Below are 25,159 nucleotides of genomic sequence, written 5' to 3' on the forward strand. Positions count from 1 at the left end.
GGCCGGGTCTGTTGCGGGCTTGCCCCCTCACGTGCGGGCTCTCACATCGTGGGCGGCGAAATACAGGCGCGTGGTACTCGTGTTCACTTCGGGCGTGACGACCGCACAACGACGCCGCGCCCGTGTCCGCGCCCCCGAACTGGTGGGCCGCGGTTGGCTCAACACGGGTGGGCGGGACATCCGGCTGGCCGACCTGCGCGGCAAGGTGGTGCTGCTCGACTTCTGGTCGTTCTGCTGCATCAACTGCCTGCACGTCCTCGACGAGCTGCGCCCGCTCGAAGCGGAGTTCGCCGACGTCCTGGTCACCGTCGGCGTGCACTCGCCCAAGTTCGTCCACGAGGCGGAGCCGGCCGCGCTCGAGGCGGCCGTCGAGCGGTACGGGGTGGAGCACCCCGTGCTGGACGACCCCGAGCTCACGACCTGGCAGAACTACGCGGTGAAGGCGTGGCCCACGCTCGTGCTGGTGGACCCCGAGGGCTACGTCGTGCACGTCGCCTCCGGCGAGGGCCACCTCGACGCGCTGCGCCAGATCGTGTCCGAGCTCGTCGCCGAGCACGACGCCAAGGGCACCCTGCACCGCGGCGACGGCCCGTACGTCGCGCCGCCGCCCCGCGAGACCGAGCTCCGCTTCCCCGCGAAAGCCGTCCTGACCCCGAACGACACCCTCCTGGTCAGCGACTCCGCGCACCACGGCCTGGTCGAGCTCGAACTCGACGGCGAGACCGTGATCAGGCGCATCGGCACCGGTGAGCGCGGTCGCCGCGACGGCCTCGAACCCACCTTCTCCGAACCGGCGGGCATCGCGCTGCTGCCCGACGACGTCGCCGCCGAGGTCGGCTACCACGCGGTCGTCGCCGACACGGTCAACCACCTGCTGCGCGGCGTCGACCTCGTCACCGGCGAGGTCACCACCGTCGCGGGCACCGGCGAGCAGTGGCGCGACGGCGACACCGACGGCCCGGCCGACGCGATCGACCTCACCAGCCCGTGGGACGTCGCCTGGTGGGAGCCCGCGGGCGGGGTGGTCGTCGCCATGGCGGGCAACCACACGCTCGGCCTGTTCGAGCCGCGGGAGCGCCGCGTCGAACGCCTCGCCGGCACCACCGTGGAAGGCCTGCACGACGGCCCGGCGGCGGAGGCGTTCTTCGCCCAGACCTCGGGCCTGGCCGCCGACGGCGACCGGCTCTGGCTGGTCGACTCGGAGACCTCCGCGCTGCGCCGGCTGGACGCCGACCGCACCGTGCACACCGTCATCGGCAAGGGCCTGTTCGACTTCGGCCACCGCGACGGCCCGGCCGACCAGGCGCTGCTCCAGCACCCGCTCGGCGTCACCCTGCTGCCCGGCGGCCAGGTCGCCATCGCCGACACCTACAACGGCGCCATCCGCCGCTACGACCCGTCGACCGGCGAGGTGTCCACCCTGGCCACGGACGTCGCCGAGCCGTCCGACGCGGTCCTGGTCGACGGCGAGCTGGTCGTCGTCGCCTCCGCCGCCCACCGCCTGGAGCGCCCGGTCGCGCCCGGCGCGAAGCTGGTCAGCGGCGAGGCGCACCAGGTGCGCAGGCCGCCGTCGGTGATCGCGTCGGGCGAGGTCGAGGTCGCCGTCGTGTTCACCCCGCCGACCGGCCAGAAGCTGGACGACCGGTTCGGCCCGTCCACCCGCCTGGAGATCACCAGCTCGCCCCCCGGGCTGCTGGTGGAGGGCGCGGGCGTCGGCACGGACCTGGTCCGCTCGCTGCGCGTGGCGGAGGGGTTCGCCGAAGGCGTCCTGCACGTCGTCGCCCAGGCCGCGAGCTGCACGGACGACCCGGCCGTCGAGCACCCCGTGTGCAAACTGGCCCGCCAGGACTGGGGCGTCCCGATCCGCGTGGTAAAGGACGGGCCCCGGCGGCTACCCCTGATGATGGGTGGCCTCGACGAAGGCATCTAGACTCTGCCGGTGCCCGATGTCAAGCTCGAGATCCAGATGCTGCACGACCGCGTGATGGTGCGGATCTCGCCGGAGGACGGCGAACGCCGCAGCAGCGGCGGCATCGTGATCCCGGCGACCGCCCAGATGGCCAAGCGCCTGGCCTGGGGAGACGTGCTCGGGGTCGGCACGAACGTGCGGCACGTCAAGGTCGGCGACCGGGTGCTGTTCAACCCGGAGGACCAGTTCGAGGTCGAGGTGCAGGGCAGCACCTACCTCGTCATGAGGGAACGGGACGTGCACGCGACCGCGACCGAGCGGACGGACCACGGGACCGGGCTTTACCTGTGACCAGTGCGGTGAAACCTGTGAGCCACCTGAAACGTGATCGACGCGTGACGGCGTTCGGGTAAGCAGTCCCAGGACCTTGCGAGAGGCAAGAGGGGGAGCGGTGCCGGAGAACCAGCGACCGGAGTACGACGCTGAGCGGACCAGGGCCATGGAGCCGGTCCGCCCGTCGGGCACCGCCTCGGAGCGGACCGCCAAGATCACCGGGGGCGCGCCCCCGGAGGCGGTGTGGCCGCAGGAGGAGCCGGACACGGAACCGGACGCCTCGGCCACCGTCCGCAACGTGACGCCTCCGTCGAACGGCCACGACAACGCGACGGGCCCGTCGAGCGTCTCTCACAACGTGACGCAGCAGCACCCGACGCGCAACGCGCAGCCCACCCCGCCCCGGGGCGCGGACGCCACCCAGGCCATCACGCCGTCCGGTGACCCGACGCGCGCCCTGAACCCGCCGGCCTCCGCCGAGCGGACCCAGATGATCAACACCCCGCCCGGTGGCTTCGGCCGGCCGTCGCAGCCGTCGCCCTCGGAGGCCACCACGGTGTTCTCCGCGCCCGTGCCGCCGCCCGACCCGGAGCCGGAGGCCACCGTCTACGGCCCCGTGATGGTCGACGGCGACCCCGCGGCGGACGAGGCCGAGGCCCGCCGCAAGCGCCTGCGCAAGGGCGGCCTGATCGCCGCCGCCGTGCTCGGCGTGCTGGTCGTGCTCTACGGGCTGGACCTGGTCGTCTCGGGCGGCAACGTGCCGCGCGGCGTGACCGTGGCGGGCGTGGACGTCGGCGGCATGAGCCACCCCGAGGCCGAGCAGAAGCTGCGCGACGAGATCGGCCCCCGCCTGGCCGCGCCGGTGAAGGCGCGCGCGGGCGACGTCGAGACCACGGTCGACCCCAAGGCCGCCGGCCTGGAGCTCGACTGGACCGCCACGCTGGAGCGCGCGGGCAGCCAGCCGCTGTCCCCGATCACCCGCGTCACCTCGTTCTTCACCTCCCGCGAGGTCGGCTTCGACACGCGCAGCGACGCGGGCAAGCTGTCCGCCGCGCTGGAGGCGCTGCGCGCCGAGACCGACCACGAGCCGGCCGAGGGCGGCATCCGCTTCGAGGGCGCCACCCCGATCGCGGTCGACCCGAAGCAGGGCCAGAAGCTGGACGTGGCCGGCGCGTCGGAGCGGCTGCTCGCCGGCTGGGCCGACGGCGGCACGGTCGAGCTGCCGGTGGCCACCACCCCGGTCAAGACCACCAAGGAAGGCGTGGCGAAGGCGTTGGCCGAGGTCGCCAAGCCCGCCACCGCCCTGCCGCTGATCATCCAGGGCGAGGGCAAGGACGCGACGCTCACGCCCGAGCAGCTGGCCACCGTGCTGGTGTTCGAGCCCGCCGACGACGGCGGCCTGACCGCGAAGGTCGACAACGGCAAGGTCGTCGAGCACGCCGGTCCGCAGCTGAAGGACACGGAGAAGGAGGGCAAGGACGCCCAGATCGTGTTCGAGGGCGGCCGGCCCGTGGTGAAGGAGTCGGTCGACGGCCGCGGCATCGACTGGGACAAGTCCCTGGCCACGGCGCTCGACGTGCTCAAGCGCGACAACGAGCGCGCGATCAAGGCCGAGTACAAGCACACGCCCGCGAAGGTGACCACCGAGCAGGCGAACAAGATGGGCATCAAGGAGGTCATCGGCGAGTTCCAGACCGGTGGCTTCGTGGCCGCGTCCGGCACCAACATCCGCGTCGTGGCCGAGAAGGTCAACGGCGCGATCGTGAAGCCGGGCGAGACGTTCAGCCTCAACGGCTACACCGGTCCGCGCGGCACCGCCCAGGGCTACGTCGAGGCGGGCATCATCGAGAACGGCGTGCCCGGCAAGGCGGTCGGCGGCGGCATCTCGCAGTTCGCCACCACGCTCTACAACGCGGCCTACCACGCGGGCATGAAGGACGCGGGCCACAAGGAGCACAGCTACTGGATCTCGCGGTACCCGAAGGGGCGCGAGGCCACGGTGTTCATGGACGGCGCGGGCAACAGCCTGATCGACATCAAGTTCACCAACCCGGACGAGACCGGGGTGGCGATCCAGACGATCTGGACCCCGTCGTCGATCAAGATCGTGCTCTGGGGCACCAAGAACTACGACGTCACGGGCTCGACCAGCGCCGAGTTCAACCACACCCAGCCGCAGGAGCGCAAGGTCGACAAGCCGGACTGCCAGGCGAGCCCCGGCTCGCCGGGCTTCTCGGTGACCGACACGCGCACCATCACCGACCGCCGCACCGGCCAGTCGCGCCAGGAGAGCCGGACGGTCCGGTACGACCCGCAGTTCAAGATCGTCTGCGAACCGCCGAAGCCCGGCGGCTGACCGCGCCCGGGGTTCGTGGTGGCCACGGCGGGGTAATCACCCGATCGTGGCTACCACCGGGCAAGAAGTGCGAAGACATCCGGCCGTGCAGGCGTTCGGGCGTGCCGGGATGGTCTGTTACGGGCTCGTCCACGTGCTCCTGGCGGCGTTGACGGCGCAAGTGGTCCTCGGTGACACCGGGGAGAAGACCGACCAGAAGGGCGCGGTCGCCACCCTGGCGCAGACGTCCTTCGGCCCGGTCCTGTTGTGGGTCCTGGCGCTCGGCCTGTTCGCGTTCGCGGTGTGGCAGCTCGCCATGGCCGTGTCCGGCTACGGCTGGGTGTCGAAGAAGCGCAAGCGCGTGTACCGCAAGTGCGGCTCGGTCGGCCGCGCCATCACCGGCACGGTCATCGGCATCGCCGCGATCAACTACGCGACCGGCACGTCGCAGAAGAGCGGCACCGAGCAGTCCCAGACGTGGACGGCGCGCGTGCTGGCCCTGCCGTTCGGGCAGGTCCTGGTGGGCGCGGTGGCGTTGTTCGTGCTGGGGCTGGGCGTGATGGTGGCGCGCAAGGGCGTGAAGAAGTCGTTCGAGGACGACCTGAACATGTCCGACCTGCCCGCGGGCACGCGGGTGTGGGTGGAGCGGCTGGGCCGGATCGGCTGGATCGGCAAGGGCGCGGCGTACTTCCTGATCGGCGTGCTGGTCGCGTTCGCCGCGGTCAACGCCGACCCGTCCGAGTCGGGCGGGATGGACAAGGCGCTGCACACCCTGGCCGCGCAGCCTTACGGGGTGTTCGCCCTGGCCGTGATCGCGGTCGGCTTCCTGGGCTTCGGCGCGTACTGCTTCGCCGCCGCCAAGGCGCACAAGGGCTGACCCGGACGGCTGCGAACGCCGGAGGGCGGCACCCGCGCGGGTGCCGCCCTCCGTTGGCTCGCTCAGCTCAGAACGACGCCTCGTCCACGTCCATCAGGGCGTTGTCGGTGGCCTCGGCGATCTTGCGGCGGGCGGTGAGCTCCGGCAGCACGGACTTGGCGAAGAACGACGCCACGGCGACCTTGCCCTCGTAGAACGCCTTGTCCTTGGCCGACACCTGACCGTCCAGCTTGGCCAGCGCCACGTCGGCCTGGCGCAGCAGCAGCCAGCCGACGAGCACGTCACCCGCGGTCATGAGCAGCCGCACGGTGTTCTGGCCGACCTTGTACAGGTTGCGGACGTCCTCCTGCGAGCTGGTCAGGAAGCCGACCATCGCGCCGAGCATGCCCTGGAGGTCTTCGAGCGCCCGCTTGAGCAGCGCCCGCTCCTCCTTCAGCCGCCCGTTGCCGCCCTCGTTGTCCAGGAACTGCTGGATCTCGCCGTTGAGGAAGCCCAGCGCCTGGCCCTTGTCGCGGATGATCTTGCGGAAGAAGAAGTCCAGCGACTGGATGGCGGTGGTGCCCTCGTACAGCGAGTCGATCTTCGAGTCGCGGATGTACTGCTCGATCGGGTACTCCTGCAGGAAGCCGGACCCGCCGAGCGTCTGCAGCGACTGCGCCAGCTGCTCGTACGCGCGCTCCGAGCCGACGCCCTTGACGATCGGCAGCAGCAGGTCGTTGACCTTCTCCGCCAGCTCCTTGTCCGGGCCGCCCAGGGCGATCTTGTCCTGCTGGGTCGCGGTGTACAGGTAGACCGCGCGCAGGCCCTCGGCGTACGCCTTCTGCAGCATCAGGCTGCGCCGCACGTCCGGGTGGTTGGTGATGGTGACGCGCGGCGCGGTCTTGTCCGTCATCCGGGTCAGGTCGGCGCTCTGCACCCGCTCCTTGGCGTAGGCCAGGGCGTTGAGGTAGCCGGTCGACAGGGTGCCGATGGCCTTCGTGCCGACCATCATCCGGGCGTACTCGATGACCTGGAACATCTGCGCGATGCCGTCGTGCACCTCGCCGAGCAGCCAGCCCTTGGCGGGCACGCCGTGCTGGCCGAACGTCAGCTCGCACGTGGTCGAGACCTTGAGGCCCATCTTGTGCTCGACGTTGGTGACGAAGGCGCCGTTGCGCTCGCCGGTCGACTCACCGGTCTCCGGGTCGAAGTGCCACTTCGGCACGAGGAACAGCGACAGGCCCTTGGTGCCGGGCTTCGCCTCGATGCCGGGGCCCTCGGGACGGGCCAGCACCAGGTGCATGATGTTCTCGGTCATGTCCTGGTCGGCGGAGGTGATGAACCGCTTCACGCCGTCGATGTGCCAGGTGCCGTCGTCCTGGAGCGTGGCCTTCGTGCGGCCCGCGCCGACGTCGGAGCCGGCGTCCGGCTCGGTCAGCACCATCGTGGCGCCCCAGCCGCGCTCGATCATGATCTCGGCCCAGCGCTTCTGCTGCTCGGTGCCGTTCTTGTGGACGACCGAGGCGAAGTTCGGGCCGGCCAGGTACATGTAGACGGCCGGGTTGGCGCCGAGGATCAGCTCGGAGGCCGCCCACTGGACCGACGGCGGGATGCCGAAGCCGCCCAGCTCGTTCGGCAGCGACAGGCGGTACCACTCGCCGTCCCACACGGCTTGGTAGGACTTCTTGAACGATTCCGGCAGCGTGGCCGAGTGGGTCTTCGGGTCGAAGACCGGGGGGTTGCGGTCGGCGTCGGCGAAGGACTCCGCCAGCGGGCCGACCGCCAGGTTGTTGAGCTCGGCAAGCACGCCGCGCGCGGTGTCCTCGTCGGACTGCTCGAACGGCCCCGTGCCGAGGTGGTCCTGCACGTTGAAGACCTCGAACAGGTTGAACTCGAGGTCCCGGACGTTGCTCTTGTAGTGACCCATCTCGTCGCTCACTCCATGCGTGGTCGGGGCGGTCCCCTACTGACCGGTAACAACAGGGTATTACCTGTCAGTAACCCCGGCAAGGCCGACCATCGGGTTGTGGCGAATCAGACGCGCCTGAGCTGCGGTGTTCCGCGGCGGTCCGGTCAGACCAGTCGGACGGCGCTGCTGGAGAGCAGGCCGGCCTGGTAGGCGAGGGACACGGCGTGTGTTCGGTCGCGGGCGCGGAGCTTGCGCAGGATGTTCTTCACGTGCGTGCGCACGGTCTCCACCGAGACGTACAGCTCGTTCGCGACCGCCTGGTTCTCCATGCCGTCCGCGATGAGCTGGAGCACCTCGTACTCGCGGCGGGACAGGGACCGGCGCGTGCCGGCCTCGGCGGTCGGCGTGAAACCGGCCGCCAGGGGCGCCAGCGTCGGGTCGAGGTACGTGCGCTCGGCGTGCGTGCGGCCGATGGCCTGCAACACGTCGTTGATGCCGCCCTCGCGCGGCACCATCCCGCGCACGCCCGCGGTCAACGCCGAGCGCACGAACTTCGCCGTCCGGTGCGGCTCGCGCACCAGGGAGACCACCACCAGCGACGAGTCGTTGCCGGTCAGCAGCGTGGCCAGGTGGCCCTGCGGGTCGAGGGCGGAGTCCACCACGAGCACGTCGGGGCGCAGCCGCTCGTGCAGCCGCACGGCCGTGTGCAGGTGGCCCGTGGCGCCCAACCAGTGCATGGAGGGCGTGCGCCGGACCACGGCCGCGAGCCCTTCGCGGAAGAGGGGCACGGGGTCCACGAGGGCGACCCCCGGCCCGGGGGCTGGTGCGGGGGCGCGCCGGTCCCCGCCTGGTACGAGCGGACGCACGTTGACACCGGTTCGCATACGGGTGCGACCACGTCGGCGACCAGCCATGACGCGGTTTTCGGCAACTACTTTCCGTACCTCCGCGGTCCTTCGCCGGTCAGATATGTGAACAACAGTCACGAATGTGACTCAATGACCCACCGTGGCCTTCCGCCGCGCGCAACGGGCTCGTAAGACGTACGTCACACACCCATGTGGGACGCCGCGCACCGCCGCCGCTGGACCACGCGCTGCCACCCATGGGCCGAACACTCGTGGAGGCCTCATGGACACCCTCGACTGGGTCGTCGTCGGTGGGTACTTCTTCGTGATGGTGGCGATCGGCTACTGGTCACGCGGGCGCATCAAGAACATCGCCGACTTCTTCACCGCGGGCGGCAAGATGCCCTGGTGGCTGTCCGGCATCTCGCACCACATGTCCGGTTACAGCGCGGTCATGTTCGTGGCCTTCGCGGCCGAGGCCTACCGCCTCGGCCTGACCGTCTACATCTGGTGGGCGCTGACGATCGGCGTCGGTGTCGGCATCGGCGCGTTCCTGTGGGCGGGCACCTGGAACCGGCTGCGCTCCAAGCACGGCGTCAAGTCGCCGCTGGAGTACCTGGCCCGCCGCTACAACGTGCCGACGCAGCAGATCATGGCGTGGGCGGGCGCGGCGCTGAAGGTCGTGGACATCGCGGCCAAGTGGGTCGCGGTCTCGCTGCTGCTCCAGGGCTTCGCGGGCGTGCCGATCTGGCTCGGCATCACGATCGTCGGCCTCGTCACGATGGTCTACTCGGTGCTGGGCGGCCTGTGGGCCGACGCGCTGACCGACTTCGGCCAGTTCATCATCCAGGGCGCGGCGGGCATCGCGATGTTCGTCGCGGTGGCCGCGCACTTCGGCGGCATCGACTTCATGTGGACGATCTGGGACGAGCTGCCCGAGTCGCACTCCGAGCCGCTGTCGGGCAACTACACGCTGATCTTCTTCATGGCGCTGTTCCTGATCAAGACGCTGGAGTACAACGGCGGCATGTGGAACCTGGCGCAGCGCTACATGGCCGCGCCGTCCGGCGCCGCGGCCAAGCGGTCCGCGCTGCTGTCCAGCGTGCTGTGGCTGGTCTGGCCGCTGGTGCTGTTCTTCCCGATGTGGGCCGCGCCGCTGATCGTGCCGGGCATGGAGGCCAACGCCGAGCAGGCGTACGTCGAGATGGGCAAGCTCATGCTGCCCGCGGGCATGGTCGGCCTGGTGCTGGCCGGCTTCTTCTCGCACACCATGGCGATGGTGTCCTCGGACGCCAACGTGATCTCGGCGGTCATCACCCGGGACATGCTGCCCAGGCTGTGGAAGGGCGCGAAGCGGCTCAGCGAGCCGGCGCAGCTGCAGCTGGCGCGGATCACCACGTTCGCGTTCATCGGGCTGAGCATGACGATCGCGCTCACCGCGGACACCAAGGGGTTCGTGCTCAAGGTCGTGATCGCCTTGGTGGCGGCCACGATGGGCCCGATCGCGATCCCGTTGATGCTGGGCATGCTGCCGTGGTTCAAGAAGGTCGGACCGACCGCGGCGACCTCGTCGGTGATCGGCGGTCTCGGCACGTGGGCCGTGCTGTACGTGATGCAGCAGAACAAGGTCGAGTTCGTCACCCAGGCGGTGATCGTGTCCTGGCCGCTGCTGGTGTCGCTCGTGCTGTACCTGGTGGTCGGCCTGCTCATCAAGCCGGAGCCGTCGGAGGAGCGGTCGGCGCTGGTCGACTCGCTGCAGTCCGACGCCGACGACGAGAAGGTGCCCACGCGCGCCTGAGTGCGCCGCGTCGCCGTGTGTGATGGGTCATCTCCGCTGTGCGGGCGCTCCGGTGCGCCCGCACAGTGGGGTGATGGAGGGTTGGCGACCGCGGGACGAGGCCGAGTCGGCGGCCGGGTGGCGGCTGTGGCTCGCGCTGAGCGGACGGCTGTGGCCGTCGGGCGAGTGGGACGGCACACCGGCCTCGGCGGTGGCCGGGCTGCGCGCGGTGCTGGCGGAGTGCGACGGGATCCGCGCCGCGTACGCCGGTGATCCGTCGGCGGCGGTGCTGCGGCTGGTCGACTCCGTGGTGTTCGTGGTGAGCCTGCCGGTGGAGCTGTGGCGCGAGGACGTGCTGCCGGTGGACGTGGACCGGGCCGCGTTGCTGCACGGCGACCTCGCGGGCGTGGTCGAGCACGTCGCGGAGGTGCGCGCGGTGCTGGCGCGCGGCGGCGGTTGGGCGGAGCTGGAAGCCCGGTGAACGGGGTGCCCGTGCCGGGCGCGTCGTCGCACCTGATCACCTAGGCACGGCGCTGACTGTGGCCCTCGTCGCGGTGCGGGAACCGGCCGCGCGGACATAGTGTGGGCGCTAATGATTAGTCCACAAAGCGTCGAGGACCCGCTGGACCTGGAACGGCAGGTCTGCTTCGCGCTGTCCATCGCGTCCAGGAACGTGGTCGCCGTCTACCGGCCGCTGCTGGAGCCCATGGGGCTGACCCACCCGCAGTACCTTGTGATGCTGGCGCTGTGGGGTCGCGCGCCGTTGTCGGTGAAGGAGCTGAGCCGGTTGCTGGCGCTGGAGCCCGCGACGCTGTCGCCGCTGCTCAAGCGGCTGGAGGCGATCGGGTACGTGACGCGGTCGCGGGCGGCGGCGGACGAGCGGCAGCTCGCCGTGGCGCTGACCGAGGAGGGCGCGGCGCTGCGCGAGCGCGCGTTGGCGATCCCGCCCGCGGTGGTGGAGCGGCTCGGCATGTCGCCGGACGAGCTGCGCGACCTGCACGCCGTGCTGACCAGGGTGATCGCCGCGACGGAGCGGACGTGAAGCCGGCGTGGCCGCTGCGGGTCTGGTACCTGCTCGGCGGCCGGCTGCCCCTGCGGCACCGGGAGTGGGTGTTCCGGCAGGCGACCAAGCCGACGTGGCTGGTGTGGTTCACCGCCCGGATGTTCCTGCAGGTCCTGCCGTTGACGGTGGTGATCGCGCTGGCGTTGGTGCTGGGCCTGGGCTCGCCGTTGCCGCTCGCGATCGCGTGCGGGTCGCTGGGGCTGGTGGTCGGCGTGTACTTCGGCGTGTCGTACGCGATCGAGAGCACGGACCACCGGATGACGAAGTACGGCTACCCGGCGGGCGCGGCGGCGGCGGTGCGCAAGGAGCGGACGGCGCGGGACCAGGAGCGTTACGAGCGGGTGTGGCGTTCGTCGGAAAACGGGTCCTGACCCCGCCGCCCGGTGCCCTGACGTCCGGTGGCGTGGAACGACTGGTGGCGGCGGCGTTCGGGCTGGGTGACGTGCTCGAACCGTGGACGCCGGTGAAGGGTGGGCGGTCGCACCTGGTGTGGCGGCTGCGCACGACGCGGGGCACGTGGGCGGTCAAGCGCCTGAACCGGTCGCGTGAGGACTGGTGGATGCGCGACTACCTCGTGGCCGCCGAGGTCCAGCTCGACGCCTACTCCCGCGGTTTCCCCATGCCGCGCCCGGTGCACCCGCTGGAACCGGTCGCGCCGCTGTTGGCGGACGTGCGGGTGGGCGAGGAGGTCTTCAGCTACCTGGTGCACGAGTGGCACGACGGCGGGCCGTTGACCGAGGACGTGTCGGCGTGGGTCGGCGCCACCTTGGCGTCGCTGCACCGTCGAGCCGCCTCCGACCCGCCCCCGGACCGGTCGCCGCACCCGGTCGAGGAGTGGCGGGAGTGGCTGGACGAGGCGCCGAACGACTTCACCGCCGCCGTCCGCGCCTACCTGCCCGACATCGCCGAGGCCCGGTCGATCGCCACGGCCCCGGCCGACTTCACGCCGGTCGGCACGCACCGCGACGTGAAGCCGGACAACGTCCTGGAGACCGCCGCCGGCCCGTTGCTGCTGGACTGGGACGGCGCGGGCCCGGAGCACGCGGAGTGGGAGCTGACCCGTGTGGCGGTCTACTTCAGCCGACTGGGTGAGGACCGGGCCGCGTTCGACCGGGTGATCACGTCGTACGAGGAGGCGGGCGGGCGGCGTCCCCCGGCGTCGCCGACGTCGTTCGCGGGCCTGCTGCGCGTCTACCTGGGCGGCGCGGCGTGGATGGTGTGGCGGGCGCTGGGCCACCGCCCGGTGACACCGGCCGAACGTGCGGCGGCGCACACCCACGCCCTGGAACTGCTCACCGACCTGCGCACCTCCCTGACCCGCCTGGACGACTGGACCACCCGCCTGCGCTAGGCGTGCGGCACCACGACCACCTGGTGCTCGTCCTCGTAGACGATCCGACCGGGGTCCCCCGACTCGACCCGCTCGCACACCACCCCGTGCGCGGCGAGGATCTCCAGGTACCCGTCGACCCGTTCGATCAGGTGCCGGGCCGAAGCCTTGAACCACGCCACCGCGGCGGGGTTGACCTCCCGGTCGTACACGGTCGGGTCGACGTCGGACGGCGTCACGTAGGCCGCGTCGAACCAGTCGTTGTTCTCCCGCCGGAACCGTTCCTGCGCGGCCGTCAGCACCCCGTCCCGGGCGAGCCGGTTGATCAGCCAGAACACCCCGGGGAAGAACCCGCGCTCGTGCCGGACCGTCCCCTGGAACCGCACGTACACCATGTCGCTCATCAGGTCGGGTGACTAGTCGAGGCGCAGGACGGTTTCCTCGATGTCGGCGTTCCGGGCCGGTGCGTAGCCGGTCTCGGTGCCGGTGATCGTGAAGCCCGCCTTCTGCAGGACCCGGAGCGAGCCGTGGTTGTCACTGGCGGCGCGGGCGTGCAAGGGCCGGACCGGGACCAGGTCGAGCAACAGGGCCAGGGCGCGGCTCGCGACTCCCCGACCCCAGGCCGAGCGGTCGATCCAGTAGGTGATCTCGGTGTCGCCGTCCATGACGAAGCTGGAGATGGTGCCGACGAAGCGCCCGTCGAGCGTCACCGCGCGCAGCGTGATGTCGTGGGCGGCCCTCAGCTTCGCCATGTGGGCGTCGAACGCCGCGCGGTCGTCGGGGTCCTTCGCGGTGAAGGCGGCCATCCGGACCGACTCGGGGTCGCGCATCTGGTCGAACAGCGCGTCGAGGTCGGCGTCCTCGATCGGCCGCAGTGCCACCTCTGCCACGGTGTGCTCCCCCTTCGTCCGCCCCGCCCGGGCTCGCGGGGAACGTAGCAGCGGGGTCCGACAATTCCCGCGTCAACTCTTCGCGGTCATCAACGTGCACCGCCCCGACGCGACGAGCCGGCATGGAGGCAGCGCCCACCGCGCTCCGGCCCGAGTACGACGAAGGCCCAGGTCATCCGGCTGAACCGGCGCTGACCTGGGCCTTCGTGCGCTGAGCGGGTGACGGGAATCGAACCCGCCTCTACAGCTTGGGAAGCTGTCGTTCTACCAATGAACTACACCCGCGTGCTGCGGCACCGATCATACACATAGGCTGTGCCCGTGCTGCTCAGTGACCGCGATCTGCGCAAAGAGGTCGAGTCCGGCCGGTTGGTGCTGGACCCGTTCGACGACGTCATGGTGCAGCCGTCCAGCATCGACGTCCGACTGGACCGGTTCTTCCGCGTCTTCAACAACACCCGCTACACGCACATCGACCCCTCGATGCAGCAGGACGACCTGACCTCGCTGGTGGAGCCGGCCGACGGCGAGCCGTTCGTGCTGCACCCGGGCGAGTTCGTGCTCGGCTCGACCTTCGAGCTCGTCACCCTCCCCGACGACCTGGCGGGCCGACTGGAGGGCAAGTCCTCGCTGGGCCGCCTCGGCCTGCTCACCCACTCGACGGCGGGCTTCATCGACCCCGGCTTCTCCGGCCACATCACGCTGGAGCTGTCGAACGTCGCCAACCTGCCCATCACGCTCTGGCCGGGCATGAAGATCGGCCAGCTGTGCCTGTTCCGGCTCAGCAGCTCGGCCGAGTTCCCGTACGGCTCGGCCCAGGCCGGCTCCCGCTACCAGGGCCAACGCGGGCCGACGCCGTCACGCGCCTACCTGAACTTCCACCGCACCGACACCAGGCGCTAGAGCTTCAGGTCCCCGTACCGGGCCAGCACCCGCGACCTCAGCTCCGGGTCGGTCCGCGGCACGGGCTCCAGGAACACCTCGTCCAGCTCGCGGTGCGCGGCACGCAGCTCGGCGTCGATCCGCACGCACGCCCGCTCCAGGTCGGCCGCGCCCAGCGCGTCGTCGAAGTCGAGCCGCGCGCACACCAGCACGCGGTCCGTGCCGACCGCCATCGTCAGCAGGTCCACCACCTGCTCGACCTCCGGCGCGGCACGCAGCCGCGACCACACCGCCCGCACCAGCACCGGGTCGGCCTGCCTGCCGATGAGCAGCCCCCGGTTGGTCGACGCCAACGTGTACGCGGCGAACGCGAGCAGCACGCCGATCGCCAACGACGCCACGCCGTCCCACACCGACGACCCGGTCAGGTGGTGCAGCCCCAGCCCGCCGAACGCGAGCAGCAGCCCGACCAGCGCGGCCGAGTCCTCCAGGAACACCGTCTTCACCGTCGGGTCGTCCGACACCCGCAGGAACGCGAGCACCGACCGGTCCTCCGCCCGCGCCTCCCGCCGCACCTGCCGCACGGCCTGCGTCCACGACACCGACTCCAACGCGAACGCGATGGCCAGCACCACGTACCCGACGACCGGGCTGTTCTGCTCCTGCGGCGCGCCGAACACCGTCCGCAAGCCCTCGTAGAACGCGAACACCGCGCCGGACACGAAGATCGACACGGCGGCGAGCAGCGACCAGAAGTACCGGTCCTTGCCGTACCCGAAGGGGTGCCTGCGGTCCGCGGGCCGGGCCGACCGGCGCAACGCCGTTAGCAGCAGGGCCTCGGTGAACGTGTCGGCGACCGAGTGCGCCGCCTCCGCCATCATCGCCGCCGACCCGGTGATCACCCCGGCGATCGCCTTCATCACCGCGATGGCGAGGTTCACGGTCAGGGCGACCAGGACGGTGAACGTGCTCCCGCCGCCCTCCGAGTGCTCAGCTGCCATGCGCCGACGTTAGGCCGCACCGGCGCGCCCCGCCGGGTGTGACCGCTCTCACGAAACGATCATGATCAACGGCACGACGACGAGGTGACGGACATTCGTCTTCTCAGGGGGAATCCAGGTGCGGAGCACGACCGGCCGTCTCGCGGCCTTGTCCTTGGCCGTGGGCGTGGCGACGCTCGCGAGCCCGCTCGCGGTGGCAGCGCAGGACACCGTCACGCTGGAGGGCCTGGTGTGGTTCGACCGCGACGCCGACGGCGTGGTCGACCCGGGCGAGCCGCCGCTGGTCAACCGCCTCCCCGTGGACGTGCACGACGCCTCGACCAAGGCGTTCATCGGCAGCTACTACACCGACGCCGACGGCCGCTACAAGGCCGAGGGCCTGCCGAACGTGCCGCTCGCCGTCTACAACCGCAACGCCGGGGTCTACGAGCCGACGACCGCGTCGACGGTCAACCCCGTCAGCGGCGGCGGCCGGATCGACTTCGGCGTGCGCGGCGGCACGGTGGCCGGCTTCTCGTTCTCCGACCTCAACCGCGACGGCGTGCGGCAGACGCACGAGCCGGACGTGCCGGGCGCGCCGACCGTCCGGCTGATCTACGGCATCGTCGACGTGGCGCCCGCGACGCGCGGCGTGAAGGGCGAGTACAAGTTCACCGACGTGCCGATCGGCTCGACCGTGTCGATCGTGGCCGACAACGCGCCGGAGCTGAAGCTGGCGCAGCCGCTGACCGAGCACGACGTCGACCCGGTCACGCGGCAGAAGAAGATCGTGGTCCGCGCGGGCGAGACGACGCGCGTGGACGTCCGCTACACGTACCTGGACGCCGACTTCGTGGCGGGCACGCCGCGGCTGGAACCCGCCCAGGACGCCTACCGCGTGGGCGACGTCGTCACGCTGGTCGTGCCGGTGACCAACCGGGGCGAGGCGCCGGACAACCCGGAGATGGTGGTGTTCGGGTCGACGCCGGAGTTCCTCGGGGCGGGCGACCGGGTCGCCGTGATCACGCCCGGCCAGGAGTTCCGGCTGACCGGGCCGATGGCGGTCGGCGAGACCGTCGACGTGCGGCTGCGGTACCGGTTGGACGACCCTGCGTTCGGGCAGTTCCACCTGCTGATCCGGCCGTTCTCGGCGCTGGGGCACCGGGAGACGAACTTCAATGACAACCACGCGATCGTGCCGCTGAAGTACGCGTCCGACGAGCAGCCGACGACGACCACCTCCCCGACGACGACCACGAGCACCACGACCACGACGACCACTTCCGCTCCGGCAGTGGTGCAGGTGGCCGGTGGCAGCAGCGGTCTGGCGAACACGGGCGCGGCGCCGTTCCCGATGCTGGCGATCGGCGGCCTGCTGCTCGGCGCAGGCGCGTTGACCTTCTTGGCGGCACGCGGGCGTCGTCGCGCCTGACCCGTTCGGAGCACCGCTGCCGTTAGCCTGCGGCATGGGCATTTTGGTGCACGTACTGCTGACGGCGGTGGCGGTCTGGGTCGCCACGCTCATCCCGGGCATCGACCTGGAGGCGGGCGCGTCGGCCCCCGCGAAGATCGGCACGCTGATCGGCGTCGCGCTGCTGTTCGGCCTGGTCAACGCGGTGGTCAAGCCCCTGGTGAAGTTCTTCGGCTGCTTGTTCTACGTGGTCACGCTGGGGCTGATCGGCCTCGTGGTGAACGCGCTGCTGTTCTGGCTCACCGGCTGGCTGGCCGGCGAGCTGGGCCTGCCGTTCGACGTCACCGGCTTCTGGCCCGCGTTCTGGGGCGCGATCATCGTGGCCCTGACGAGCTGGGCCCTGAACCTCGTCTACGACCGCGTCACCGACCGCGACTGACCTGAAGACGACGAACGCCCCTCGGTCCGAAGTGCGACCGGGGGGCGTTCGTCCGCGAACGACTAGTTGGACGAAGCCTTGTCCTCGTCCGGCAACGGGGTGCCGGTCGGGGTCTCGTCCGTCGGGATGTCGCCGCGCTCCAGGGCCTGGCCCCGGCGCACGGACGTCAGCAGCAGCTGCGCCACGTCGACGACCTCGACGTGCGAGCCCGCCGCGCCCTCGTTCTGCCTGGCCGTCACGCCGTCGGTCAGCATCACGCGGCAGAACGGGCAGCCCGTCGCGATCTTCGACGGCGCGGTGCCCAGCGCCTCGTCCACGCGGTCGAGGTTGATCCGCTTGCCGATCCGCTCCTCCATCCACATGCGAGCGCCACCGGCGCCGCAGCACATGGAGCGCTCCTCGTGGCGGGGCATCTCGCGCAGCGTCGCGCCCGACGCGCCGACCAGCTCGCGCGGCGCCTCGTAGACCTTGTTGTGCCGACCGAGGTAGCACGGGTCGTGGTAGGTGACGTCCTCCGCGACCTCCGCCACCGGCACCAGCCTGCGCTCGCGCACCAGCCGGTTGAGCAGCTGCGTGTGGTGCACGACCTCGTACTGGCCGCCGACCTGCGGGTACTCGTTGGCCAGCGTGTTGAAGCAGTGCGCGCACGTCACGACGATCTTGCGCCGGCCCGGCTCGCGACCGTCGAACACGGTGTTGAGCACCTCGACGTTCTGCTGCGCCAGCATCTGGAACAGGAACTCGTTGCCCGCGCGCCGCGCCGGGTCGCCGGTGCAGGTCTCCTCCGGCCCGAGCACGGTGTACTTGACGCCCGCGGTGTGCAGCAGCTCGGCCACCGCCCGCGTGGTCTTCTTGGCCCGGTCCTCGAACGCGCCCGCGCAGCCCACCCAGAACAGGTACTCGGCGTCACCCAGCTCGCCGTCGAACACCGGCACCTCGAAGTCCAGGCCCTCGGTCCACGCGAGGCGGTCCTTGGCGTTCTGGCCCCACGGGTTGCCCTTGTTCTCCAGGTTCTTGAACATGCCGCCGAGCTCCGACGGGAAGTTCGACTCGATCAGCACCTGGTAGCGGCGCATGTCGACGATGTGGTCGACGTGCTCGATGTCCACCGGGCACTGCTCGACGCACGCGCCGCACGTGGTGCACGACCACAGCACCTCGGGGTCGATCACGCCCAGCTCGTCGGCCCCGGCGACCAGCGGGCGCTCCGACTCGGCCAGCGCCAGCACGTCGATGGACTCCAGGCGCTTCTTGTAGTCCTCGTACTTGTCCTCGGTCAGGCCGACCTCGTCGCCCGCCATGTCCTTGCTGCCGCCCGCGAGCAGGTACGGCGCCTTGGCGAACGCGTGGTCGCGCAGCTGGGTGATGACCAGCTTCGGCGACAGCGGCTTGCCGGTGTTCCACGCGGGGCACTGGGACTGGCAGCGACCGCACTCGGTGCAGGTGCTGAAGTCCAGCCAGCCCTTCCAGGAGAAGTCCTCGACCTTGCCGACGCCGAACACGTCCTTGTCGGGGTCGGCCTCCTCCAGGTCGAGGACCTTGCCGCCGCTCATCATCGGCTTCAGCGCGCCGAGCGCGACGCCGCCGTCGTCCTCGCGCTTGAAGTAGATGTTGAAGAACGCGCTGAACCGGTGCCACGCCACACCCATGGTGAGGTTCTTCGACACCACGATCAGCCAGATCATGCCGGACAGCAGCTTGGTGAACGCCATGATCGAGACCCAGTCGGGGCTCGCGGGCAGGATCTGGGCCAGCGGCGCGGTCACGAACGAGGACCACAGCGGCGGGTCCTCCAGGCCGGAGGCCTGCTTGAACGCCTTCACGCCGAGGATGCCGAGACCCTCGATGATCACGACCGCTTCGACGAAGTACGCGGACTTGAAGTCCGAGCCAGCGAACCGGGACACGCGGTCGGCGCGGCGCGGGTGGTTGAGCTGGCGGATGATCGCCAGCGCCACGCCGCCGACCACGGTGCCGATGCCGAGCAGCTCGACCAGCAGCAGCCACAGCGACCACGTGCCGATGACCGGCCAGTGGAAGCTCGGGCGGAAGATCTCGCCGTAGGCCTCGAACAGCACCGCGGAGCCGATCAGGAAGCCCCACATCACCATCCAGTGCCACGGCGCGACCTTGCGGAACTTGGCCATCCTGGTGTGGGCGACGAACTCGACGATCAACGTCCGCAGGCGGGGCGCGAACGGCCCGTTGCGGGTCGAGTCCGGCTGGCCGAGGCGGATGATCTTGATCATCCGCATGACGCCGGCGACGAACAGACCCCAGGCGAACACGCTGACGGCGACGCCGATGGCGCCGAGGGTGAGCTGGAGGGCTCCCATTGTGGTGGCGGCCTTTCTCGTCCGTTCTCCTGGCTGGGCAGCCTACGCCCGATTACTGGCCGGTAACCACTTGGACGTGGCCGATCACATAGGGTCGGTAGACTAGTGGAACAGGTGTTCAACTTGTTGGGGGCGGGACGTGCTCGTGTACCTGGTGCTGGCCGTGGCGATCATCGGCGAGGTCACCGCCACCGTGTTCCTCAAGCTCTCCGAGGGCTTCTCCAAGCCGATCCCGTCGGTCGTGGTCATCGTGGGGTACGTCGTCGCGTTCGGCGCGTTGAGCAAGGTGCTGCAGCTGGGCATGCCGATCGGCGTGGCGTACGCGATCTGGTGCGCCTTCGGGATCGCCGCGGTCGCGAGCATCGGCGTGCTGGTGTTCAAGGAGCCGCTGAACACCACGATGGTGGTCGGGCTGCTGCTCGTGATCGCGGGCGTGGTGGCCATCGAGGTGGGCAGCGGTGCCGCCGCCTGACGGCCGGCGGGCGCGGGGCGACCGGCGTCGGCGGGAGATCCTCGCGGCCACGCTGCGGGTCGTCGAACGCGACGGCGTGGCCGGGGTGGGCCACCGGTCCGTGGCGCGCGAGGCAGGCGTGCCGACGACGTCGACGACCTACTACTACGCGACGTTGGACGACCTCCTGATCGCCACGCTCACGTGGTCGGCCGACGAGATGGCCGCGAGCTTCCGCCGGGTGGCCCTGACGCCCGCGGCGGTGGCGCGGTTCATCGCCGACGCCGCCGGCCCGCACCGGGGCCGCACGCTCGCCGAGTACGAGCTGTACCTGCTGGCGGCCCGCCGGCCGGAGCTGCGCGCGGCGGCCCGCCGGTGGACCTCGCTCATGGCCGAGGTGGCGGGCCCGCGCGACCCGGTGGCGCTGCGGGCGGTCCTCGCGGGCCTCGACGGGCTCCTGATCCAGGCGTTGATCGCGGATTTCCCCCCAATGGCGGAGGATTTGGAGCCCGTCGTGTCCCTTCTGATGCTCGGCGGATGACCTTCACGCGGGACACTGGTGTCATGAGGTTCGCCGGTCGTGAGTCGTGGCAGGTGTCGCACGGGACGAGTCAGACGGTCAACACCGCGCTGTTCGTCCGGGACACGCTCGCGCTCTCGGTCGAGACCGTGCCCGAGCTGCCCGGGCTGGACCCGTCGGTGCCCGTGGTGGTGCCCGCGGGGGTCGACCGGGCGGCCGCGGCGGAGGAGTGGCTCGGCTGGTGGGCCGACGTGCTCGACCACGCCCGCGCCGAACCGGCCGGCGGCTCGCCCGCCGACCCGGCCGGCGCGTCGTTGCAGATCAGGCCCGCGCTGCGGGCGGCGGTGCTGGCGCTGGCCCCGGCCGCGGCCGAGTACGACCAGCGGTACGTGACGTCGCGGGGCGCGTTGCCGATCGGCGAGGTGGTGCGCGGGGTGGAGGGCAGGCTGGGGCGGTACGTGCGGCCGTTCCGGCTGGTGATCACCGAGGTGCCGGTGCAGGGCATGGTGTGGGAGCGGATGACGGAGACGCACGTCATCGCCTCGCAGCGCTTCCTGGTCGACCCGGCCCGCTCCGCGCCGGCCCTGCGCGCCGTCGTCGAATCCCTGGCCTGACCCGCGCGCGTCCCCCGTTCGGGGTTCCGCGTTCAGGACGCGCCGGGCCGCTGACGGGCCGCTGACCGGAGGGGTAGGGACAGCCCCCCTATCGGTCGGGGGCCTTCCTGGTGGGCGCACCGGTCGAGTACCCATAACTTGGGTCTCGACATCTTGACGCCTGACGAGGGGGCAGTGGTGGTTAAGCGGATCGCGTTGACGGTCGGTGTGGCGGTGACCGCGGCGCTGGCGCTCACGTCCTGCGTGCGGCTCGTCCACAACACGTTCGACGACACGCACTCGGTGTCCGACCAGGTGACCGAGGTGCGGTTGCAGAACGGCTCGGGCGACGTGACCGTCCGCGGCCAGGACGGCCTGACCGAGACCCAGGTCCGCCGCCGCGTCGAGTACCCGAAGGGCTCGGACAAGCCCGGCGGCGTCTCCCACCGCGTGGAGGGCTCCACCCTCGTCCTCGACGGCTGCGGCAGCCAGTGCTCGGTGGACTACGAGGTGACCGTCCCCACCAAGAACGTCAAGATCACCGGCCGCAACAGCTCCGGCGACGTCCACCTCGAAGGCGTGGCCAGCGTCGACGTCGAAGTCGGCTCCGGCAGCACCACGGTCCGCGAGGTGGCGGGCCCGGTGCGCGTCGACAACGACTCGGGCGACCTGGCCGCGACCGCCGTCGGCGGCGACTTCACCGGCCGGGTCGGCTCCGGCAGCACCAGGCTGGTCGACATGGGAGGCTCGGTGACCATCGACTCCGACTCCGGCGACGTGGACGTGGCCATCGTCGCGGTCAAGTCCGTGCGCGCCGACATGGGCAGCGGCAGCCTGAACGTCACCGTCCCGCAGGGCGCCTACAAGATCGACGTGGACGCCGGCAGCGGCGAGCAGAAGGTCGACGTCAAGGACGACCCGAACGGCTCCGCCGAGCTGCACCTGCGCACCGACAGCGGCGACGTGACGGTGCGGTCCGCCGCCTAGGCGTTCTGCTCGTACGCCGCCACCAGCAGCGCCTCCACCTCGCCGTCCAGCTCGTCGGCCCCGGTCAGCGACACCTTGTGCGTCGCCTGGCCGGGGCCACCGGGCGTCAACCGGTCGCTCTCGGGCGCCGCGGTGAACCGCAGGCCCAGGTCGACCCGCGACGCCAACGCCTGCACGGCCGCGAACTGCCGCCCCCGCACGAACGGCACGTAGGTGGCCCGCCCCTCGGCCCGCACGTCCTCGCCCAGCCCGAGCGCCAGCGTCGCGATCCGGTCGAACAGCGGTCGCAGCGCCGCCTTGCGCCCGGCGTACTGCGACTCGACGTGCTCGGTGAACGTGGGCTCGGTCCACCCCGCCCGGCGCGCCGCCGCGTCCGCGATCGTCCACTGCGAGTTCTGCTTCACCCCGTGCACGTCGCGCAGTCACGCCCGGACGGCCTTCCGGTCCACCGGATCGAGCGAGCTCGCCTCGACCAGCTCGACCCATTCGTCCAGCGTGCGGCCGGTGCGCGCGAGCATCGACGCGGTGACGGCGGCCATCATGTCCGCGGGTGACTCCATGCGGACGAGTGTCCCGGATCACCTCGCGCCGGGAACACCGCGACACCGCCGTCCGTTGGACAGGCAGAAAGATTGAGCCGGGTGGACTCAAGTCCGCCGGCGCCGGCTAAACTTGAGTCGGCACCGCTCAACGCGGGGCTCTCACACACGCACTACCAGGAGGAATCCAATGGCGCGAGCGGTCGGCATCGACCTGGGGACGACCAACTCCGTCGTCGCGGTTCTCGAGGGCGGCGAGCCGACGGTGATCGCCAACTCCGAGGGGTCGCGCACCACACCGTCCATCGTGGCCTTCGCCAAGAACGGCGAGGTGCTCACCGGTCAGCCCGCCAAGAACCAGGCGGTGACCAACGTCGACCGGACGATCCGGTCGGTGAAGCGCCACATCGGCACCGACTGGCGGACCGACGACGTCGACGGCAAGAAGTACACGCCGCAGGAGATCAGCGCGCGCGTGCTGATGAAGCTCAAGCGCGACGCCGAGGCCTACCTGGGCGAGGAGATCACCGACGCGGTGATCACCGTCCCCGCCTACTTCGAGGACGCGCAGCGCCAGGCCACCAAGGAGGCCGGCCAGATCGCGGGCCTCAACGTGCTGCGCATCGTCAACGAGCCCACCTCCGCCGCCCTGGCCTACGGCCTCGACAAGGGCGACAAGGAGCAGACCATCCTGGTCTTCGACCTCGGTGGCGGCACGTTCGACGTCTCGCTGCTCGAGCTCGCCGAGGGCGTGGTCGAGGTCAAGGCGACCTCCGGTGACAACCACCTCGGTGGTGACGACTGGGACCAGCGCATCGTGGACTGGCTGGTCGAGCGGTTCAAGCAGACCAACGGCATCGACCTGACCAAGGACAAGATGGCGTTGCAGCGCATCCGCGAGGCCGCCGAGAAGGCGAAGATCGAGCTGTCCAGCTCGAACAACGCCTCCATCAACCTGCCCTACATCACCGTGGACGCGGACAAGAACCCGCTGTTCATGGACGAGACGCTGTCGCGCGCCGAGTTCCAGCGCATCACCAACGACCTGCTGGAGCGCACCCGCGCGCCGTTCAACAACGTGATCAAGGACGCGGGCATCAGCGTCGGCGACATCGACCACGTGGTGCTGGTCGGCGGCTCCACCCGCATGCCCGCGGTGGCCGAGCTGGTCAAGGAGCTGACCGGCGGCCGTGAGCCGAACAAGGGCGTCAACCCGGACGAGGTCGTCGCGGTCGGCGCGGCCCTGCAGGCCGGTGTGCTGAAGGGCGAGGTCAAGGACGTCCTGCTGCTCGACGTCACCCCGCTGTCCCTGGGCATCGAGACCAAGGGCGGCGTGATGACCAAGCTCATCGAGCGCAACACGACGATCCCGACCAAGCGCTCGGAGATCTTCACCACGGCCGACGACAACCAGCCGTCCGTGCAGATCCAGGTGTTCCAGGGCGAGCGCGAGTTCGCCCGCGACAACAAGAAGCTCGGCATGTTCGAGCTGACCGGCCTGCCGCCCGCGCCCCGCGGCGTCCCGCAGATCGAGGTCACCTTCGACATCGACGCGAACGGCATCGTGCACGTGTCCGCGAAGGACATGGGCACGGGCAAGGAGCAGCGGATGACGATCACCGGCGGCTCCGCGCTGCCGAAGGACGACATCGAGCAGATGATCAAGGACGCCGAGGCGCACGCGGAGGAGGACAAGCGCCGCCGCGACGAGGCCGAGGTCCGCAACCAGGCCGAGACGCTCGTCTACCAGACGGAGAAGGTCCTCAAGGAGAACGAGGACAAGCTCCCGGCCGAGGTCAAGGAGAAGGTCACCGCGGCCCTCGCCGAGACCACCGAGGCGCTCAAGGGCGAGGACATCGCCAAGGTCCGCGCCGCCGTGGAGAAGCTCGCCACGGAGTCCCAGGCCATCGGCCAGTCCCTGTACGCCAACTCCGCACCCACGGCCGACGCCGCGGGCGCCACCGGAGGCGCCGCCGCCGGTGACGCGCCGAAGGCCGACGACGTGGTGGACGCGGAGATCGTCGACGAGGACGAGAAGAAGTGACCCAGCCCGAGGAACAGCCCCACGTGGTGGTGCGCGACCGCAGGCGCATCGACCCGGAGACGGGTCAGGTGCGGGAGAACCCGGCGGACGAGAACGCGCGCGCCGACGCCCCGGCCGAGCCGGAGGCCGGTACGACCGGCGCGCCCGAGACCGGTTCGGAGGGCAGCGGCAAGCACGCCGCGCCCGAGCCGGAGGCCGAAGCGGCCGTGGCCGACGACCCGTCCGTCGAGCTGAAGGCCCAGCTCGACGAGCGGACCGCCGACCTGCAGCGGTTGACCGCGGAGTACGCCAACTACCGCAAGCGCGTCGAGCGCGACCGGGAACTGGTGATCACCACGGCCAAGGCGCAGGTGGCCGGCGAGCTGCTCGGCGTGCTCGACGACATCGAGCGGGCCGGCACGCACGGCGACCTCACCGGCGCGTTCAAGGCCGTGGCCGACAAGCTGGTCGGCGCGCTGCACGGCACCGGCCTGGAGCCGTTCGGGCACGAGGGCGAGGAGTTCGACCCGTCCGTCCACGAGGCCGTCCAGCACGGCACCTCGCCGGACGTCAGCGGGCCGACCGTCACCGCCGTGCTGCGCCGCGGCTACCGGTTCGGCGAGCGCGTGCTGCGGCCCGCGCTGGTCGCCGTGACCGACCACGAGCCGGCCGCCGAGCAGCCGGTCGTCGAAGAGGCCGTCGAGAAGCCGGTCGAAGAGCAGCAGGACTGAGAAGGGGGGCGGCGTCC

26 protein-coding genes and 1 tRNA gene are annotated in these 25,159 nt (G+C 70.9%); 18 read left to right on the forward strand and 9 right to left on the reverse strand.

The features are described from left to right. The first annotated feature begins 94 nt into the window (after positions 1-94). From ABTZ99_RS03455 to ABTZ99_RS03470, 4 genes are all read left to right on the forward strand, one after another. Entirely contained in the window at positions 95-1,930 is a 1,836-nt protein-coding gene (locus ABTZ99_RS03455; RefSeq protein ID WP_499607831.1) for an NHL domain-containing thioredoxin family protein, read from the forward strand. Positions 1,931-1,966: 36 nt separating this feature from the next. Then, a complete protein-coding gene (locus ABTZ99_RS03460; protein ID WP_230570863.1) occupies positions 1,967-2,260 on the forward strand; it encodes a GroES family chaperonin in 294 nt (97 codons plus the stop codon). Between the two features lie 100 nt (positions 2,261-2,360). Then, complete coding sequence (locus ABTZ99_RS03465; RefSeq protein WP_498771647.1) at positions 2,361-4,598, forward strand: VanW family protein; 2,238 nt, start codon at positions 2,361-2,363, stop codon at positions 4,596-4,598. A 67-nt stretch (positions 4,599-4,665) separates the two neighbouring features. After that, the gene (locus ABTZ99_RS03470; RefSeq protein WP_498771649.1) at positions 4,666-5,454 is read left to right on the forward strand and encodes a DUF1206 domain-containing protein; all 789 of its coding nucleotides are present in this window, start codon (positions 4,666-4,668) and stop codon (positions 5,452-5,454) included. Between the two features lie 67 nt (positions 5,455-5,521). Here ABTZ99_RS03470 and ABTZ99_RS03475 read toward each other — a convergent pair whose 3' ends face one another. After that, a complete protein-coding gene (locus ABTZ99_RS03475; RefSeq protein ID WP_498771972.1) occupies positions 5,522-7,360 on the reverse strand; it encodes an acyl-CoA dehydrogenase in 1,839 nt (612 codons plus the stop codon). Positions 7,361-7,506: 146 nt separating this feature from the next. Beyond that, entirely contained in the window at positions 7,507-8,139 is a 633-nt protein-coding gene (locus tag ABTZ99_RS03480; RefSeq protein WP_499607835.1) for a response regulator transcription factor, read from the reverse strand. Between the two features lie 334 nt (positions 8,140-8,473). On the opposite strand from ABTZ99_RS03480, the gene ABTZ99_RS03485 reads away from it, so the two are divergent. From ABTZ99_RS03485 to ABTZ99_RS03505, 5 genes are all read left to right on the forward strand, one after another. Beyond that, the gene (locus ABTZ99_RS03485; protein ID WP_498771653.1) at positions 8,474-9,988 is read left to right on the forward strand and encodes a sodium:solute symporter family protein; all 1,515 of its coding nucleotides are present in this window, start codon (positions 8,474-8,476) and stop codon (positions 9,986-9,988) included. A gap of 73 nt (positions 9,989-10,061) precedes the next feature. After that, complete coding sequence (locus tag ABTZ99_RS03490; protein WP_499607838.1) at positions 10,062-10,448, forward strand: hypothetical protein; 387 nt, start codon at positions 10,062-10,064, stop codon at positions 10,446-10,448. Positions 10,449-10,559: 111 nt separating this feature from the next. After that, positions 10,560-11,009: a MarR family winged helix-turn-helix transcriptional regulator gene (locus ABTZ99_RS03495; RefSeq protein WP_498771657.1), complete on the forward strand. Its 450-nt coding sequence runs from the start codon at positions 10,560-10,562 to the stop codon at positions 11,007-11,009. Then, on the forward strand, positions 11,006-11,401 hold the full coding sequence (locus ABTZ99_RS03500) for a DUF5313 family protein (RefSeq protein ID WP_498771659.1): 396 nt from the start codon (positions 11,006-11,008) through the stop codon (positions 11,399-11,401). Before ABTZ99_RS03495 ends, ABTZ99_RS03500 begins: the two co-directional genes overlap by 4 nt. 32 nt (positions 11,402-11,433) lie before the next feature. Next, on the forward strand, positions 11,434-12,381 hold the full coding sequence (locus ABTZ99_RS03505; protein ID WP_499607842.1) for a phosphotransferase family protein: 948 nt from the start codon (positions 11,434-11,436) through the stop codon (positions 12,379-12,381). Here ABTZ99_RS03505 and ABTZ99_RS03510 read toward each other — a convergent pair. The 3 genes from ABTZ99_RS03510 to ABTZ99_RS03520 all read right to left on the reverse strand — a co-directional run bounded on the left by ABTZ99_RS03510 (position 12,378) and on the right by ABTZ99_RS03520 (position 13,535). After that, positions 12,378-12,764 carry a hypothetical protein gene (locus ABTZ99_RS03510; protein ID WP_498771663.1) on the reverse strand — a complete coding sequence of 129 codons (387 nt, stop codon included), beginning with the start codon at positions 12,762-12,764 and terminating at the stop codon, positions 12,378-12,380. The genes ABTZ99_RS03505 and ABTZ99_RS03510 overlap by 4 nt on opposite strands. 12 nt (positions 12,765-12,776) lie before the next feature. Then, complete coding sequence (locus ABTZ99_RS03515) at positions 12,777-13,301, reverse strand: GNAT family N-acetyltransferase (RefSeq protein WP_498771974.1); 525 nt, start codon at positions 13,299-13,301, stop codon at positions 12,777-12,779. Positions 13,302-13,464: 163 nt separating this feature from the next. After that, positions 13,465-13,535: transfer RNA gene (locus tag ABTZ99_RS03520), tRNA-Gly, on the reverse strand. A gap of 36 nt (positions 13,536-13,571) precedes the next feature. On the opposite strand from ABTZ99_RS03520, the gene dcd reads away from it, so the two are divergent. Next, positions 13,572-14,153, forward strand: a complete 582-nt coding sequence (dcd, locus tag ABTZ99_RS03525) for a dCTP deaminase (RefSeq protein ID WP_498771665.1) — start codon at positions 13,572-13,574, stop codon at positions 14,151-14,153. On the opposite strand, the gene ABTZ99_RS03530 is transcribed toward dcd, so the two are convergent. Next, positions 14,150-15,133, reverse strand: coding sequence for a cation diffusion facilitator family transporter (locus tag ABTZ99_RS03530; protein WP_499607846.1), 984 nt, complete (start codon positions 15,131-15,133; stop codon positions 14,150-14,152). The genes dcd and ABTZ99_RS03530 overlap by 4 nt on opposite strands. 118 nt (positions 15,134-15,251) lie before the next feature. On the opposite strand from ABTZ99_RS03530, the gene ABTZ99_RS03535 reads away from it, so the two are divergent. Both ABTZ99_RS03535 and ABTZ99_RS03540 read left to right on the forward strand, forming a co-directional pair. Continuing rightward, positions 15,252-16,544, forward strand: coding sequence for a hypothetical protein (locus ABTZ99_RS03535; RefSeq protein ID WP_499607849.1), 1,293 nt, complete (start codon positions 15,252-15,254; stop codon positions 16,542-16,544). Positions 16,545-16,578: 34 nt separating this feature from the next. Next, positions 16,579-16,962: a phage holin family protein gene (locus tag ABTZ99_RS03540; protein WP_499607851.1), complete on the forward strand. Its 384-nt coding sequence runs from the start codon at positions 16,579-16,581 to the stop codon at positions 16,960-16,962. Positions 16,963-17,024: 62 nt separating this feature from the next. Here ABTZ99_RS03540 and ABTZ99_RS03545 read toward each other — a convergent pair whose 3' ends face one another. Then, positions 17,025-19,298, reverse strand: coding sequence for a (Fe-S)-binding protein (locus ABTZ99_RS03545; protein WP_499607854.1), 2,274 nt, complete (start codon positions 19,296-19,298; stop codon positions 17,025-17,027). Between the two features lie 139 nt (positions 19,299-19,437). On the opposite strand from ABTZ99_RS03545, the gene ABTZ99_RS03550 reads away from it, so the two are divergent. From ABTZ99_RS03550 to ABTZ99_RS03565, 4 genes are all read left to right on the forward strand, one after another. After that, a complete protein-coding gene (locus tag ABTZ99_RS03550) occupies positions 19,438-19,770 on the forward strand; it encodes a DMT family transporter (RefSeq protein ID WP_498771675.1) in 333 nt (110 codons plus the stop codon). Continuing rightward, on the forward strand, positions 19,757-20,290 hold the full coding sequence (locus ABTZ99_RS03555; RefSeq protein WP_498771677.1) for a TetR/AcrR family transcriptional regulator: 534 nt from the start codon (positions 19,757-19,759) through the stop codon (positions 20,288-20,290). The genes ABTZ99_RS03550 and ABTZ99_RS03555 overlap by 14 nt, the downstream gene beginning before the upstream one ends. A 23-nt stretch (positions 20,291-20,313) precedes the next feature. Then, positions 20,314-20,883 carry a hypothetical protein gene (locus ABTZ99_RS03560; RefSeq protein WP_498771679.1) on the forward strand — a complete coding sequence of 190 codons (570 nt, stop codon included), beginning with the start codon at positions 20,314-20,316 and terminating at the stop codon, positions 20,881-20,883. Between the two features lie 177 nt (positions 20,884-21,060). Continuing rightward, positions 21,061-21,849: a DUF4097 family beta strand repeat-containing protein gene (locus ABTZ99_RS03565; RefSeq protein WP_499607858.1), complete on the forward strand. Its 789-nt coding sequence runs from the start codon at positions 21,061-21,063 to the stop codon at positions 21,847-21,849. On the opposite strand, the gene ABTZ99_RS03570 is transcribed toward ABTZ99_RS03565, so the two are convergent. Next, positions 21,846-22,253, reverse strand: coding sequence for a DUF5655 domain-containing protein (locus tag ABTZ99_RS03570; RefSeq protein WP_499607860.1), 408 nt, complete (start codon positions 22,251-22,253; stop codon positions 21,846-21,848). The genes ABTZ99_RS03565 and ABTZ99_RS03570 overlap by 4 nt on opposite strands. Positions 22,254-22,271: 18 nt before the next feature. Next, positions 22,272-22,409 (reverse strand): hypothetical protein, encoded by a 138-nt coding sequence (locus ABTZ99_RS03575; protein WP_499607863.1) that lies wholly within the window; start codon positions 22,407-22,409, stop codon positions 22,272-22,274. A gap of 169 nt (positions 22,410-22,578) precedes the next feature. Between ABTZ99_RS03575 and dnaK the strand changes: the two genes are divergently transcribed. Next, on the forward strand, positions 22,579-24,432 hold the full coding sequence (dnaK, locus tag ABTZ99_RS03580) for a molecular chaperone DnaK (protein ID WP_499607866.1): 1,854 nt from the start codon (positions 22,579-22,581) through the stop codon (positions 24,430-24,432). Further along, entirely contained in the window at positions 24,429-25,142 is a 714-nt protein-coding gene (gene grpE / locus ABTZ99_RS03585; protein WP_499607869.1) for a nucleotide exchange factor GrpE, read from the forward strand. Before dnaK ends, grpE begins: the two co-directional genes overlap by 4 nt. The last annotated feature ends 17 nt before the right edge of the window (positions 25,143-25,159 follow it).

The organism is Actinosynnema sp. NPDC002837 (genome assembly GCF_040295345.1).
Classification (GTDB): Bacteria; Actinomycetota; Actinomycetes; order Mycobacteriales; family Pseudonocardiaceae; genus Actinosynnema.

Coding starts and splice junctions, on each gene's coding strand:
- ABTZ99_RS03460 (WP_230570863.1), top strand. CDS start 1,967: ATGCTGCACGACCGCGTGATGGTGCGGATCTCGCCGGAGGACGGCGAA.
- ABTZ99_RS03475 (WP_498771972.1), bottom strand. CDS start 7,360: ATGGGTCACTACAAGAGCAACGTCCGGGACCTCGAGTTCAACCTGTTC.
- ABTZ99_RS03485 (WP_498771653.1), top strand. CDS start 8,474: ATGGACACCCTCGACTGGGTCGTCGTCGGTGGGTACTTCTTCGTGATG.
- ABTZ99_RS03490 (WP_499607838.1), top strand. CDS start 10,062: ATGGAGGGTTGGCGACCGCGGGACGAGGCCGAGTCGGCGGCCGGGTGG.
- ABTZ99_RS03495 (WP_498771657.1), top strand. CDS start 10,560: ATGATTAGTCCACAAAGCGTCGAGGACCCGCTGGACCTGGAACGGCAG.
- ABTZ99_RS03510 (WP_498771663.1), bottom strand. CDS start 12,764: ATGAGCGACATGGTGTACGTGCGGTTCCAGGGGACGGTCCGGCACGAG.
- ABTZ99_RS03530 (WP_499607846.1), bottom strand. CDS start 15,133: ATGGCAGCTGAGCACTCGGAGGGCGGCGGGAGCACGTTCACCGTCCTG.
- ABTZ99_RS03540 (WP_499607851.1), top strand. CDS start 16,579: ATGGGCATTTTGGTGCACGTACTGCTGACGGCGGTGGCGGTCTGGGTC.
- ABTZ99_RS03545 (WP_499607854.1), bottom strand. CDS start 19,298: ATGGGAGCCCTCCAGCTCACCCTCGGCGCCATCGGCGTCGCCGTCAGC.
- ABTZ99_RS03560 (WP_498771679.1), top strand. CDS start 20,314: ATGAGGTTCGCCGGTCGTGAGTCGTGGCAGGTGTCGCACGGGACGAGT.
- ABTZ99_RS03575 (WP_499607863.1), bottom strand. CDS start 22,409: ATGGAGTCACCCGCGGACATGATGGCCGCCGTCACCGCGTCGATGCTC.
- dnaK (WP_499607866.1), top strand. CDS start 22,579: ATGGCGCGAGCGGTCGGCATCGACCTGGGGACGACCAACTCCGTCGTC.